This window comes from Clostridium sp. AN503 (assembly GCF_040719375.1).
GTDB lineage: Bacteria > Bacillota > Clostridia > Lachnospirales > Lachnospiraceae > Brotaphodocola.
This window is the reverse complement of sequence record NZ_JBFDTP010000002.1, coordinates 359,166-373,037: the sequence shown is the minus strand read 5'-3', so window position 1 is coordinate 373,037 and position 13,872 is coordinate 359,166. Positions and strand designations below refer to the sequence as shown.

Genomic DNA, 13,872 nt, shown 5'->3' with positions numbered 1-13,872 from the left:
TTGTGCATTTTTTATATTTTAAGTATAAATCCGGCAATGTGAATTGTGAAATAGTTACTATCAATTCATTTATAGACTGTATCTATAAATCCGTCTTTTTCACATGCCGTGCACAAGCTGGAGATGAATTTTACGATATGGAATTCAGAAAAAATTCTTTAAAGTCCTTCACTCTCCGGGATTCATTCCCGTCTTTCAGCGTAATGATCGCCGTGGAAGTTTTTATGCGCGGAACGATCGGCACGATCCTGACTTCCGGCAGAAGGTACTCCTTCGCCACATTGGAGGAGATGACCGAAACACCTAAATTGGACGCCACCATTTTCATCACACTGGCCATACTGTGGCAATTCTTAAACTCCGGCATCGGATACCCGCTCTCCTGGATCTTCCTCTCCACAGCAATTTTTACACTGGAATTGGGGTCCACCACCCAAAACCGCTCCTGAACAAACTCCTGCAGCGCAATCTCATCCCTGTCCGCATAAGGACTTCTATTGCTCACGACCACAACCAGCCTGTCCTCCAGGAACGGAACTATGTTAAGCCTCTCCTGCTTGTTCTTCATCTCCTCAAAATACACATTGGATATGATGATATCCAGCTTTTTCTGAAGCAGCATCTCGATCAAATCCGCGCTCCATCCAAACATCAGCTCTATTTTCGTTTCCGGGCGTTTTTCGCGAAAATCCGCAATGATATCCGTGATACCAATCTGCGGTAGCACTGTCAGGATTCCCGCCAACAGCTCCGTATTCTCCGACCGCTTATACTTCTCTGCCGCCGACACCATGTCGTCAATGCGCTCTAAAGCGGCCTTCGCACAGGCAGCACAGTTACTTCCAATCTCCGTCAGCACCACGCTTCTGGTCGTCCGCTCAAAGAACTTCACACCCAACTCTTCCTCCAGCCGCCCAATCTGCTGCGACAGCGTCGGCTGTGTTATATAGAGCGCCTCCGCTGCCTTTGAAAAGTTCTGGATCTCACTCAATTTGACCAGATACCTAAGCTGATTCAATTCCATGATTTTTCCTCCCCATCTTCCACTCCCCGTAGTACTACCATAAAATACATTATAACCAGCAACGATCTCCTTGTAAATCATTCCCATTTTATTCTTTTGGAAAATAGTCCCAGACCTTGTTACGGCAGTGGGAACAACCAGTTTTTCCTTTATATTGGAATCGTTCCGCCGATTTCACAGAATTTTTAGCGACTGATTCAAGACCTAATAAATGGCAGAAATTTTCAAGTTCAAATTTAAGCTTAAGTTTCTTTTTAGTGTGGTTTGCAAATTCGATTTCGTATTGATAGATAAACGGATTTAAAAAAGCTTCATAGTATTCACAGAGCAGATGTAAAGAAATATCGTTAATTTTAGGCTTTGACTTCAAGTGCTTTAGTTGTATGATGTTATACATGCCACCTCCGGTAAAATTGAAAAGAAAGGGCTCTGGAAAACCAGAACCCTTTCCTGCAGCTAACGTTTATTCTGCTCATATTTAAACTCTCCGCAGCAGAGAAATCAGGAGCTGCTCCCGATTGCTTATAGCTTACGCTGTTCGCTTAACATTTATTCTGCTCATATTTTTCTTCTCCGCAGCAGAGAAAACAAACTTTGTTTGTATAACGATTATACCATTATTTTTTAGCTTGTAAAGAACTTTTTTGCAATTTATTGATAACTATTTTCTTAACGCTTTTCTTCCTTCATCAAGCTACGATAAGCTTACTGAACCCATACGCCATTCTCATTCACATAAAATGTATTGATCCAGGTGTTCACTGCCTTATGCCCTGAGCCAGGATAGAAGTAGTACCAACTGCCGTTCACCTGTACCCAGCCTTCTGCCATGGCGCCGTCATTGCCGAAATAGTAGCTCTTCCCGCCCACATCAGCCCAGCGGTTCTTGAGCATACAGCCCACATAGGCATCCTGGGTCGGATTCATGTAGTACCAGTGATTATTCCACTTCACCCAGCCGATGACCATCTCACCGCTGTCCGCAAGGTAGTAGGTCTGGTTGTTGCGGTTCTGCCAGCCGGTCAGCATCTTTCCGTCACTCTGGAACAGATACCACTTGCCGTTCACCGCCGCCCAGCCGTCCTTCTGCCAGGAGCCGTCCGGATAGTAGTAGTACCAGTAATTGTTGATGTACTGCCAGCCCACTCTGGTGTTGCCTGTCGGTCCGGCGCTGGTGCCTGGGCCGCTGCTGGTTCCTCCTGAACTACTCTGTCCGCTGCCGTCAGAGACGTCCTCCTTGGCAAGGTAGATCTCGTCTGACTCCACCCACTCGCTGCTCTGTCCATAATCTTCTTCTCTTGTCGTCTTGGCAATGGTGCGCACCCGGAAGGTGTAGGTCCCTGCTTTGGTCATATAGGGATAGAAATTGTAGCTGCGGGATGTGGTCTCCACCGAATGGATCTTGGTCGAACCTTTCCTGAGCACGACCTCGTAGCGACCGGTACCGCCTTCCTCCGGTTCTTCCCATCTGGCCGTTCCCTTCGAGTTATCCTTCCAGTATGCATCCTCCGGCGGTGAGAAGGTTCCTTTGATCGCGCGTACTCTCAGCCTCACGACCAGGTCGTCGCCGCTCTTTTTGGCGCTGACAAAGGTACCGTACTTGATACTGACATTGCTGGAGCGGTAAGTCCCCTTAAACTGATAATCCACACTGGGACTCAGCGTGACCTTCATCTCCGGCTGGTCTCCTACATCCATCGTCTTAGACTTGGACGTCACCCAGTCAACTGCTGTTATGGAATACTTATCAGAAGATGAGGAAATGCAGATATCGCCATCTGAGACCTCGGTTCCGCCCGTATTATTATAGTCTATATCGGGCAGTGAAGTCCCCGGCTCCAGCTTGGTATTCACCCGTATGCTGACACTGGAAACCGTTTTGTCTGCCGCCAGTGATGTCATCGCCCCCATCGCACTGACACACGCTGCAAAAAGTGCAGTCCACAATAAATATTTCTTTTTACCCATAAACTCCCTCTTTTCCAAAAAACTGTTTTTCTGAAACTATCCGTTTACTTTGTAATTTTATTATAAACTGCGGACGATGTATGGTCAACTTACGATATTCTTACCTTATTGCAAAACTATTAAGAATCTATGTATCCAGATCATGCTTCACCGCAAATACCGCCAGCTGGGTCCGGTCCTTTAGGGACAGCTTCTCCAGCAAACGGGAAATGTTATTGCGGACCGTGCCTTCTGCCAGAAACAGCTCGGCTGCAATCTCCCGGTTGTCCAGACCCTGGGCCACAAGCCTCATCATATCCCGCTCCCGCGGCGTCAGCTCCGGGACCTGAGCTGCATCCGCCCCTTTTGCAGGAACCGCGGGCCGTCTGATATTTTCAAAAATGCTCTCCCCAAATATCCGCATACCGGCGTGTACCGCTTTCACCGACTGGATGACCTTCTCATCCTCCATTTCCTTTAAGATATAGCCGTCCGCTCCGCTGTCCATAGCTGCGTCCACCGTCTCCCGGTCGTCAAATGTAGTCAGCACCAGCACACGGATACCCGGGTAATCTGCTTTGATCCGCCTGATCCCGTAAGCCCCGTCATACTCCGGCATACGCATGTCCATCAGCACCACGTCCGGGTGCTCCCTGCCGCACAGTTCCCACGCCTCTTTCCCATTGGAAGCCAGGCCAACCACCTCTAAGTCCCCATCCTGCATGAGGATGGCCCGCAGGCCCTGCCGCAGGATCTGGATATCATCTGCTATCAGTACTTTTATTTTCATCCGGTCCTCCATGATCTATGATTTTCCTGTATACTGCTGTGGCTGTATTCACGTTTCTTTCAGCGGAAGCTGTATGGTGATCTGGAATCCTGCCCCGCTCTCCGAGCGGAAACGCACCGTTCCTCCCGCCTGCTCCACACGCTCCCGGATACCTCGGATTCCGTTCCCCTCCACGATCTCCCCGCAGCCTGCGCCGTCGTCAAACAGATAGAGGTTTAATCCCTCAGGCAGGAATTTGAGGATCACATCCATGTGTGCGGCTCCCGCATAGCGCAGACAGTTGGTGATGGCTTCCCGCACACAGCTGTACACAACAGAAGACAGATGGGAGTATGCCGGCCCGTCCTCTCCCTGGATCTCCACATCCACTTTCAGCTCCTTCACCTGTCCGGCCAGCTGATACACCCCCTGGGTCACCAGTTCATAAGCTGCTGTCTGACGCATCTGATTGATGGCACAGCGCAGCTGTCGGATCCCGGAACCAGCCAGCTCCTGGGCCTGTGCCAGGTACTCCTCAAACTGCTCCCCACTCTCACTCCCAGTTCTGTCCTCCGCCTCCTGAGTCCTCCATGTCACCCGCATCAGCTTCAGCAGGGACTGGATCATAGTCAAAGTATGTCCGGTAGTATCATGGACCTCCTGGGCGATCCGGTTCCGTTCCCGCTCGATCGCCAGTCTCTGATTGGAGATTGCCAGCTCCCGGCTCTGTTCCAGAAGCTCAAAATATTTCCCCACATCTGTCAGGAGAAATGTACCTGCGATCACCTGTCCATTCTTGTCCCTGTACTGGTAACACCTGGCTTCCACCTTCCGGTTCCCCTCCAGTGTAAGGAGCTTCTCCCCGTCAATGTCCCCGCTGCCGCTAAGTTCCCCGGAGAGTTCCTCGATCCGCCCCCCTGTCTTCGCACCGGTCCACCGGGTGGCAGTCTCGTTGCAGTAGGTAATGACTCCGCTCCGGTTATGCACGATAACGCCCTCTGCGATGGAATCAAATATCCGCTCAAATGCCATGGGGTTGACATCTAAAAGATCATAGCGGAACACCGCCAGAAGCATCAGCAGGCTTGACAGTGCAAACGCGGGAGGCGTCAGATCAAATCCTGCCTTCACGATCCCTGTGATATACAGCAGGTTGAAGCCCAGTGGGACAGCCGCCGCCAGAACGATCATAAGGATATTTCTTGGGGCGATCTGTCTTTTCCGAAAATCCCACAGGACTACCGCCATACCTGCCAGTACGCACAGATACGTATATATCATATGACCATAAAATACCGGTCCATAGACCACCCGGTCTATCTCAAATACCTCATAAAAAAGATGATGGTACTCATTGCTCCAGAACAGTGCATAGTTCACCGCAGCTATGACAAACAGCATACATGCCGCCGTCTTCCCCAGCCTCCTTTTGCTGTAAAGGCAGGCAAACCGCAGCCAGGCCGGGCCGATGAAGCTGATCCCTATATAGGAAATCCCATATGCCAGATATTTTACAGCCAGGCTCATGGGCAGAGCCAAAAACAATTGCGGAATACACCACAGCATCATCAGGATCTGGCAGGCCGCCAGCGAACTGGTGACCTGGTTTCTGTCAGCTTTCAAAAGCAGCCAGCCCGCCATATAGAAAGACAGGGCGATCACTGCGAGATATATTACATTTAATAATGTTGTCCAGATCATATTGCCTGTCTCCTCCTGCGCCTTTATCCATAGTATACCTTTTATCTATTTACCTGTCAAAATTCTTTTCCTTTTCCTGGCGCCTTTTCTCACCAAAAGCTGCAAACAGGATCAGCCCCAGGCCTGCCGCCAGAAGATATACCCACCAGGAGATGCTCAGCCAGAATGCCTTGGTCATATAAAGCGCTACCGTAACCAGCACCGCGCCGGATATCCTCATCCACCAGACAGACTTCCTTGCATGGCTCCCCAGAAACACTGCCAGACATACTGCCTCCAAAACCAAAGCCCTGCTGACATCCCCGGCCATCAGCGCATCCGCCGTCAGGAGAAACAGACAGGCTGTGTGCACACTGCGCCCAAGCCACATCGTACCGCGGTTCCTTCCCCAGATAAATGGAAGGATCGCCGCCATGCCGGCAACCGGAAGAATCTGCATTCCCAGCTCCAGCCATTCCGGCCAGCTGATCAGCTTCTGAACCCACCATGCCCACCCCAGGATCGCCAGGGCAGAAGTGGCAGCGTATTTTCGCAGCCGCGGCAGAGCCGCATACTGCAGGAGATACAGTGCCAGGAGGATCAGATAGACCGACATCCAGACCTGCGTCCTTACTATAGAACCGGAGATCAGGGCCAGAAATACAAACGTCGGGCCGATCAGGATATGATACCAGTCCACAGACCAGCCGCAGAGGCCTTCCTTTCTTCGCACAACTGCGCCATACCGTCTGGCAAACAGTCCCAGCACGAGGGACACTACCGCAAACCCTCCGTAAAACCAGTCCTCCGGGAATACCCTATAGTCCAGCAGGATAAACGGCAGCGGCAGGGCAAACAGCGCCAGGATAACATGCGGCCAGCTTCGTTCTCCCAGATACAGGATTCCATAACAGACTGCAAATGCTGCCATACAGGGAATCAGATACCAGGCCGAACCTTTAAAAGCAGCCTGCCCATAATAAAAATACAATGCGGCCGACGGGATCGCTGCAGCAAGCACATCCCAAAATTCATCCCGTTTCTGAGCCGGATTCCTGAAACCGCCCTTTTTCCAGAATACAGCAGCATACCCCACTGTATATACGGTCAATGACGGCATTATGGCCTGCAGCCTGAATCCTGCATAATGATCTGCACACAGGTACAGTCCCAGCAACATCAAAAGACAGCTGTCCTTTAAGTACAGGCTTCGTTCCTCCGCCTCAACCTGGCCACGCTTCAGATACAGATAGCCTGCCAGCACAAGAAGCATGGGAAGAGGCCTTATATTTATGATCCAGTAAAAAGCCTGGGACATAACTCCCACAATGGTCAGCAGGAGCCAGAAACGCTCCTTCCTTACCAGGTCCCAGACAGATAATGCGGTGAGGTAAACGAGCATCAGTACATCCCAGTCCCATTTCTGTTCAAAGGTCAGGTTAAACCAGCCGCGCGCGTTCATGAACAGTAAAAACATAACAACCGGTATCAGCCAGCGAAGAAGTTTTTTCCGCGTAGAACTTCCGGCTGTACCGTTTCCTGCTGTACTGTTGGCGCTTGCACCAATGGCTGCTGGATCAGCCCCCGCTGCCATTTCTGCCGTAAGCCGGTCAGTCACCAGAAGCTGTACTGCCAAAGCAAGCACCGTCCCCAATGTATAGGACCCCCAGATCCCACGAAAGATCATCAACAGGCTGACACACCAGAAATGCGCAGCTCGAAAATCCGGATCACCGCCCCCACATTCCAACACGGATCATGATCAGACTGGTCAGGGTCCGGCTGTCCGAAATCCGGCTTCGGGACCTCTGACTGCCTGTCAGTATCCAGGATTCCCTCCAGATTCCCGGAATACAATGTCAATATTCCCGCATAGATCATCAGTCCGTTTATAAATCCGGAGTATCCCAGTCCCAAGGCCAGCAAAAGGAATGTCATGCAGACTGTTATTCCCCACAGGCAGGAGATGGTATAGACACGGTCCCTGAATCTTTTATAACCGCAGCACCAGGCGATCTCGGTCATCAGGCTGCCTGCAAAGAGCACGCGCCATCGTCCCAGCCCCGACAGTACAAATCCCGGTCCTAAAATCTCAAAATACCCAACCGCCAGTACCGTAAGGAATAAAAATACACATCCCAGCGTATAAAACGCCCAGCTGGTCCTGTGCAGCTTCAGCTTACGTTCCGCCAGCGCGCTTGTTCCAAAAAACAGACCTGCAAAGAGCAGCACTCCCACCGCTTTACAGATATCCGGCAAAACCTCCCAGGTGGTTGTGGCAAACACAGCACCTGCAAGAACAACCAGCACCACGCCTATGATCAACGCTGCCGTCCCCTGAAACGCGGCAGAGGCAAAATCTATTTTTCTGACAAGGCTGCGCGCCTTATTTTCCCTGCTGAAATGCGTTAAACGGGTTGGTTGCTGAAAACCTGAGGAATCCTTGTCATTCTTATTCTGCTCTTTTGCTTCTGTCTCTATGGGTTCTTTGTGTGGTCCATCCTCACTTGCCCACGACTGTTCCTCAGCCAAAACCTGCTCCGCCGCCGTGGACTCCGGAGCCAGCGCCTGATTTCGCTCCAGCCGTCCGGTCAGCTCCCTGATCTTCCGTTTCTTATTATCGTTGGCTATCGCCAGCCCAATGATGACTCCCAACTCCACGATCGGAGCCAAAAACCAGATAAGTATCACTACGATGATATACATACCCAACCCCTCTTTCCATAAATTTTTCCTGTTTCTTATGATCTTATTATATAGGGATGGAGGCTGAGTTTGTAGATACCGTCCGTCACGATGTTCGATGACAAATGTCACGATGTTCACTCTAAAAACAAAAAGGAGCAGGTTTCCGAAGAATCCCGCTCCACTGATCAATCAATATAGATCCTGCTGCCTTCCGACCGTATCCCGGCCTCATATAGCTTCGCCATCATCAGCGCAAATTCCAGAGTGCCCCGCTCGGGCTTCTCCTTCTCCAGCACACAATCACAAAAATATTTCATCTCAAAATAAATCCCCTGTATGAATAACGTACTGTTTTCAATTGTCGCCAGGCAGTTCTGCGGTTCCCATATAAGAGAACCTCCTGTTTCTCCGCAGGAGACAAAGCTCTCTGTCCTGCCGTACTCAAACGGGATCCCCCGGTTTAATATAACCCGGTCGCCATTTTCTATTCTTAAGTTCCAGTCGGAACCAAAAACAGAATAGGACTCTATGGGATGAGGCCCGGTCGCTCCATGCAGAGTTCCGATCGCACCGTCTGCAAACTCTACTGTACAGATGGTATTCCCGCTCCTGCCCCGCAGCGTCTCTATACTCCTGATATCACCGCCCACCGCCGCCATAAAAGAAAGCGGGTGGCAGCTGTTGGCCAGCCATTCCCCCCTGTCGTCCCCTGCTGTCGGCACATGGACGGGATAGACCGATAATATGGACTTAAGCTTTCCATATGACGGGTCGTGTACCAGCTCAACGGCCTTGTCCGTACCGGGCATAAAGGCCTTTTTATATCCGACAACTACGACCTGATCCTTTCGGTGCTCCAGAATTGCCTGTACAGCTTCCGCGGAGGCGGAGGCTGGTTTTTCCATATAAATGTGAAGCCCCGCATCCAGCGCCTTTATAGCCAGCTCAGGATGCAGCTGCGGAGATACGCACAGAAATACCGCATCCAGTTCCTCTCTGTCCAGGAGCTCATCCATCCCCTGCCAATAATGGCAGCCATACTGACGGGCAAGGGCCTCCCCTTTATTCCGGTCCGAATACCCGCAGATCGCCTTCAGTTCCACTGGCAGGTAATTGAATGCCGGCAGCAGATTCCGGTAAGTATGAGATCCGGCTCCGACCATCCCAATCCGCAGACGCCTTTTATATTCCCATTGATATTTCATACAGGTCAAATCAGCATACCTCCGTCAATCACAACCGAGCTGCCTGTCATGAACGCAGCCTCATCACAGGCGGCAAACAAAATAGCCTCCGCGATCTCCGATGGTTTCCCAAGCCTCCCGACAGGCTGCCTGCCGCAAAACTCTTTCATGGCCTTTTCCGGATCCTCAGACTGGTTGATCCGGTCCTCCAGCGACGGCGTCAGAACTGTGCCTGGACAGACGCAGTTCACGCGGATATTATCATGGCACAGCTCCCTTGCCATTGCCCGGGACAGGGATTCCACCGCCCCTTTGCTCGCAGAGTAAGCCAGGCGGTTGACAAGCCCTGTTTTTCCAGCTACCGAGGTCGTGTTGACGATCACACCTCCACCGGCTTCCTTCATATGTTTCACAACATGCTGTGACATCAAAAACGTGCCGACCACATTGACGTCCAGAGTTCTCTTAAAATCCTCCGGCACTGTATTTTCTAGGGTCCCGCCGATCACGATCCCTGCGTTATTGACAAGTATGTCAATCCTTCCGTACTTCCCGATCACCGCTGCGACCATCCGTTCCACATCTGCCTCCGACGCAATATCCCCCTGTACAAACATGGCCTCTTTTCCCTGCGCCGTCAGCTGTTCCACCACCTTTTCCGCAGAACTGCTGACAGAATTGCAGGCCACCGCCGCGCCTTCTTCACAGAACCGCATGGCAGCCGCGCGGCCGATCCCCGCTCCGGCCCCGGTCACAAATACGACTTTTTTCTCAAATCTCATCCTCCATCCCTGCCTTTCTCACGTCAATCAGATGCTTCTCACCCGGTCAATGCAGGCGGCATAATCCTCCTCCTGGAAAAACAGCTCCTGCTTGCCCAGCACATAGCCTTCCACCCCGCAATTGTGATACAGATCATGGATCACCTCTTTTGTGGCTCCTCCATCTAAAAGCAGGTGATATGACAGCCCCTTTTCCTTCCGGTACTGGTTCAGCTCCACGAATTTTTCCCTGGTATAGGGCATGAAATCCCTTCCCGCGAAACCGGGATTGACCCCCATCACCATGACGTAATCCGTGATGGGAAGCATATCCTTAATAAACTCCAGGGAGGTGCACGGGTTTACGATCAGCCCGTTCTTTTTCCCCAACTGCTTTATCTGATCCAGAGTAGCCGAAGGGATCAACTCCGATTCCGGATGGATATAGATGATATCCGCTCCGGCTTTTGCGATCATCTCCACATACCGATGCGGCTGCATCACCATCATATGGCAGTCGATCATCCGGTGATGCCCGGCGTCCGTGATCCTGCGGATCATCTCCAGCTCCCGGACCGACATGCCAAAGTTATGTACGAACATGCCATCCATAATATCCACATGATAAATGTCCATATCCGTCGCGTCCAACTTCTCGATCTCCTCCCGCATATGGTCGATCGGCAGGTTCATGGTTGACGGGCATAATATTTTTCTTTCATTATTCATTTGTTTTTCCTCTTCATTTTTATGAAAAACCACTCCTACCGGTACATCAGGTTCGGCAAAAACATCACCAGCCCCGGGAACAGTGTCAGGATAAATACTTCAACCAGGACCAGGATAATAAACGGCGGACACGCCTTAATGTAATCTTCCAGTTTGCACTTCAGTATCCCGCAGACCGTATACATTGCCATGCCCACAGGAGGCGTCATATTTCCCATGGTAACGATCGTACACATGATCATGCCAAACACTACCGGGTCAATCCCATAGCTCTGTACCAGAGGCAAAAGGATCGGAGTGGTGAGCAGGATAATGATGGAGCCCTCCATAAACATTCCGGCGATCACCAGGAATATTACCACCATCGCCATAACAATAAGCGGACTGCTGGTCAGCCCTGTGATCAGCAGCGTGACCTTCTGAGGCAGCTTATCGATCGGTATCCCGTAGCCAAAGGCTCCGGACATGGAGATCATGAACATGATGGAACCGATGTCTACGATAGAATTTTTCAGTGTCTGGATCCAGACCTCCTTCGTCATCTCCTTATACACAAACTTGCCTACAAAGATCGCATACACACACGCGAAGGAACCAACCTCAGACGGAGTGAACAGGCCCAGACGGATCCCCACCAGCAGAAGCACGGGGAAGATCACCGCCCAGATACATTCCTTCAGGATACCCATTATCTCCCTGAACGAAGCCCGCTCCTCCCGTATGGGCTTGAAATCGTAAATTCTCGAAGTGACCGCTACCAGAAGCATATACATGACCATCATGATCAGGCCCACGGTGATACCCGCTGCAAACAGCTTTCCGATCGATACATTTCCCGTAGTTCCATAGGTGATCAATCCGACTCCCGGCGGAATCGTGGCTGTGATCAGCGCGGTAAACGCGATCACACAGCTTGTGTATCCCTTGGGATACCCCTGCGACAGCATATCCGGGCCAAGCACACGGGCTTCCATAGCTGCATCCGCGTTGGCAGAGCCGGAAACTCCGCCCATCAATGTAGACAAAACGACGCTGACCTGTGCCATCCCGCCTCTCATATGCCCGGTAAGGGCCATGGACAGCTTGATCAGGCGCTGTGTTATGCCTGACGCATTCATCAGGTTTCCCGCAAAAATGAACAGCGGGACTGCCAGCAATGTCACATTCTGAAGCTGCGTGACCGGGAGCTGCGGTATCGTAGTAAGCGGAAGCTCCGGATGTTGAAAGAAGAAGCACGCGCCTGCTGCCAACACCGAAAATCCTACCGGGACACCAATGAATAATAAAACCACAAATACAATGAATACTATTATCATTTGTTTTCCTTTCCGACTTTCATGCCTTAAATATCTTCAACATCCCTGTGAACAATGTAGGTAAAATACAGCTGCCTCAGCTCTGTGATCAGCATCATGGTCATACACACCGGCACGCTGGCGGATATATAGCTGTAACTGAGCCACGGGATTCCCTGGAACACCCGCGCCCTGGATGCATACGTCAGTTTTGCCCCATACACGACCATAAACAGGATCGCCGCCAGGATCACCAGATGGACGATGAGCTGCATAAAGCTTTTGAGGACGCCCGGCAGCCTGGAGATCAGGATGTCCACAACCACATGGCGTCTCAGACGGAACACGATATCCGCACTCATAAATGTGCTCCAGGTAAAAAGTATCAGCGCCAGATCCGTTCCCCATCGGAGAGGGTGTCCAAATGTCCTCGACATTGCAGCGATAAAAATAACGCTCACGCTGGCGATCAAAAGGTATATGGCGAACATCATCTCAGCATCACATATCCGTTTATAAATCTTATTCACCAGATCCATCCTCCTTATAAGAGAGCTGGAGATACTCCAACTCTCTTTTCACACACTAATTCTTTCCGATTTCGCTGTAAATGGCTTTCCTTATATCCGTAAGGCCCAGATTCACATAGGCGGCTTCACTTCCTGCCTTGAACGCTTCCATGTCCAGTTCCTCCGGCGTGATAACGGTCATACCGGCATCGATCATGGCCTGCTTGCTCTCTGCGGTCTGGTTCGCCAGCTCTATGGTCTCTTCCATGCCCGCCTTGTTGCACTCGTCAATAACGATCTTCTGATACTCTTCCGGAAGGGAATTCATCCAGTCCTGGCTGACGATCATAGTGTTGATGGCGAAAAAGTGTCCGGTCTCCAGCACATACTTACAAACCTCGTTGATCTTCAAGTTCAGCGCCGCATTATACGGAAGCTCACAGCCGTCAACCACCTTTGTCTGGATCCCCGTGTAGATTTCCCCATAAGAAAGAGCCGTAGCGGTGCATCCCAGGCTGTTTACCGACTCAACCCAGATGGGCGCCGGAGCCGTCCGGATCAAAAGTCCCTTTAATTCAGCCGGATTCGTTGCCTTCTTATTGGTGAAAAGATGACGCGGTCCCTGCATCCAGTCAAAGGACAGGTTATAGATGTTGAACTCATCCGCCAGCTGCTTGTTCAGCTCCTGGATAGTCTTGGAATCCTTCAATTTGGAAGCTTCCTCCACAGTATCCACAAAATACGCGGCATTACATACGGACAGGCCATTCACATAAGACCCCAGTCTGGCAAAATCCGTCTGCCATCCGATATTGGCTCCCTGGCGGATCTGCTCGATCACGTCCTCCTCGGTTCCCAATTGGGAATTGGCATAGATTTCAATATCAACCTCCCCATTTGTCTTTTCACGCACGGCGTCAGCCCATTTCAGCATGTATTCATGCGCCTTATCCTGTTCTGTCAGCGCATGCCCAAAACGCAGGACGTATTTCTCACCTGCCGGTTTCGCCTCTGCTTTTGTTGCCTCTGCTGCGCCTGCCGCTGCCGTATCTGCCGCTGCCGTTTTTTCAGCCGCCGCAGTGGGAGCTGCTGTAGTAGACGCAGTCTGACCATTAGAACATCCCGTTACACCAAAAACCAATGCCGCTGATAATGCAATTGCTGTAAACCCTTTCATCATAATACCCTCCTTGTTTTTTGTAAAATTGTAAATACATCCTATGTTTATATCGGAATAGTACCATATTTTTCACTATATTTCAAGAGTATATCGCAATATATTCTAT

The 13,872-nt window shown here is 50.9% G+C and carries 13 protein-coding genes; all 13 read right to left on the bottom strand.

Annotated features, from left to right (window positions below):
* Positions 1-130 precede the first annotated feature (130 nt).
* Complete coding sequence (locus tag AB1I67_RS08960) at positions 131-1,024, bottom strand: LysR family transcriptional regulator (RefSeq protein WP_367029536.1); 894 nt, start codon at positions 1,022-1,024, stop codon at positions 131-133.
* 88 nt (positions 1,025-1,112) lie between these two features.
* Entirely contained in the window at positions 1,113-1,421 is a 309-nt protein-coding gene (locus AB1I67_RS08955) for a hypothetical protein (protein WP_367029535.1), read from the bottom strand.
* 308 nt (positions 1,422-1,729) lie between these two features.
* Positions 1,730-2,992 (bottom strand): N-acetylmuramoyl-L-alanine amidase family protein, encoded by a 1,263-nt coding sequence (locus tag AB1I67_RS08950; RefSeq protein ID WP_367029534.1) that lies wholly within the window; start codon positions 2,990-2,992, stop codon positions 1,730-1,732.
* 127 nt (positions 2,993-3,119) lie between these two features.
* Positions 3,120-3,761, bottom strand: coding sequence for a response regulator transcription factor (locus tag AB1I67_RS08945; protein ID WP_367029533.1), 642 nt, complete (start codon positions 3,759-3,761; stop codon positions 3,120-3,122).
* A 48-nt stretch (positions 3,762-3,809) separates the two neighbouring features.
* Entirely contained in the window at positions 3,810-5,441 is a 1,632-nt protein-coding gene (locus AB1I67_RS08940) for a histidine kinase N-terminal 7TM domain-containing protein (RefSeq protein WP_367029532.1), read from the bottom strand.
* 49 nt (positions 5,442-5,490) lie between these two features.
* A complete protein-coding gene (locus AB1I67_RS08935) occupies positions 5,491-7,110 on the bottom strand; it encodes a hypothetical protein (protein ID WP_367029531.1) in 1,620 nt (539 codons plus the stop codon).
* The gene (locus tag AB1I67_RS08930; RefSeq protein ID WP_367029530.1) at positions 7,107-8,126 is read right to left on the bottom strand and encodes a hypothetical protein; all 1,020 of its coding nucleotides are present in this window, start codon (positions 8,124-8,126) and stop codon (positions 7,107-7,109) included. The genes AB1I67_RS08935 and AB1I67_RS08930 overlap by 4 nt, the downstream gene beginning before the upstream one ends.
* 167 nt (positions 8,127-8,293) lie before the next feature.
* Complete coding sequence (locus tag AB1I67_RS08925; protein ID WP_367032591.1) at positions 8,294-9,313, bottom strand: Gfo/Idh/MocA family oxidoreductase; 1,020 nt, start codon at positions 9,311-9,313, stop codon at positions 8,294-8,296.
* Positions 9,314-9,318: 5 nt separating this feature from the next.
* The gene (locus tag AB1I67_RS08920) at positions 9,319-10,074 is read right to left on the bottom strand and encodes an SDR family oxidoreductase (RefSeq protein ID WP_367029529.1); all 756 of its coding nucleotides are present in this window, start codon (positions 10,072-10,074) and stop codon (positions 9,319-9,321) included.
* Positions 10,075-10,101: 27 nt separating this feature from the next.
* Positions 10,102-10,782, bottom strand: coding sequence for a ribulose-phosphate 3-epimerase (locus AB1I67_RS08915; RefSeq protein WP_367029528.1), 681 nt, complete (start codon positions 10,780-10,782; stop codon positions 10,102-10,104).
* 35 nt (positions 10,783-10,817) lie between these two features.
* Positions 10,818-12,098 (bottom strand): TRAP transporter large permease, encoded by a 1,281-nt coding sequence (locus AB1I67_RS08910; protein WP_367029527.1) that lies wholly within the window; start codon positions 12,096-12,098, stop codon positions 10,818-10,820.
* A 26-nt stretch (positions 12,099-12,124) separates the two neighbouring features.
* Positions 12,125-12,607: a TRAP transporter small permease subunit gene (locus AB1I67_RS08905; protein ID WP_367029526.1), complete on the bottom strand. Its 483-nt coding sequence runs from the start codon at positions 12,605-12,607 to the stop codon at positions 12,125-12,127.
* A gap of 55 nt (positions 12,608-12,662) precedes the next feature.
* Positions 12,663-13,766: a C4-dicarboxylate TRAP transporter substrate-binding protein gene (locus AB1I67_RS08900; protein WP_367029525.1), complete on the bottom strand. Its 1,104-nt coding sequence runs from the start codon at positions 13,764-13,766 to the stop codon at positions 12,663-12,665.
* Between the last annotated feature and the right edge of the window lie 106 nt (positions 13,767-13,872).

Excerpts from the sequence above, each read along its gene's own strand:
- AB1I67_RS08920 (WP_367029529.1), bottom strand. The coding sequence starts at position 10,074 with ATGAGATTTGAGAAAAAAGTCGTATTTGTGACCGGGGCCGGAGCGGGG.
- AB1I67_RS08925 (WP_367032591.1), bottom strand. The coding sequence starts at position 9,313 with ATGAAATATCAATGGGAATATAAAAGGCGTCTGCGGATTGGGATGGTC.
- AB1I67_RS08930 (WP_367029530.1), bottom strand. The coding sequence starts at position 8,126 with ATGTATATCATCGTAGTGATACTTATCTGGTTTTTGGCTCCGATCGTG.
- AB1I67_RS08945 (WP_367029533.1), bottom strand. The coding sequence starts at position 3,761 with ATGAAAATAAAAGTACTGATAGCAGATGATATCCAGATCCTGCGGCAG.
- AB1I67_RS08950 (WP_367029534.1), bottom strand. The coding sequence starts at position 2,992 with ATGGGTAAAAAGAAATATTTATTGTGGACTGCACTTTTTGCAGCGTGT.
- AB1I67_RS08960 (WP_367029536.1), bottom strand. The coding sequence starts at position 1,024 with ATGGAATTGAATCAGCTTAGGTATCTGGTCAAATTGAGTGAGATCCAG.
- AB1I67_RS08910 (WP_367029527.1), bottom strand. The coding sequence starts at position 12,098 with ATGATAATAGTATTCATTGTATTTGTGGTTTTATTATTCATTGGTGTC.
- AB1I67_RS08900 (WP_367029525.1), bottom strand. The coding sequence starts at position 13,766 with ATGATGAAAGGGTTTACAGCAATTGCATTATCAGCGGCATTGGTTTTT.
- AB1I67_RS08955 (WP_367029535.1), bottom strand. The coding sequence starts at position 1,421 with ATGTATAACATCATACAACTAAAGCACTTGAAGTCAAAGCCTAAAATT.
- AB1I67_RS08940 (WP_367029532.1), bottom strand. The coding sequence starts at position 5,441 with ATGATCTGGACAACATTATTAAATGTAATATATCTCGCAGTGATCGCC.
- AB1I67_RS08915 (WP_367029528.1), bottom strand. The coding sequence starts at position 10,782 with ATGAATAATGAAAGAAAAATATTATGCCCGTCAACCATGAACCTGCCG.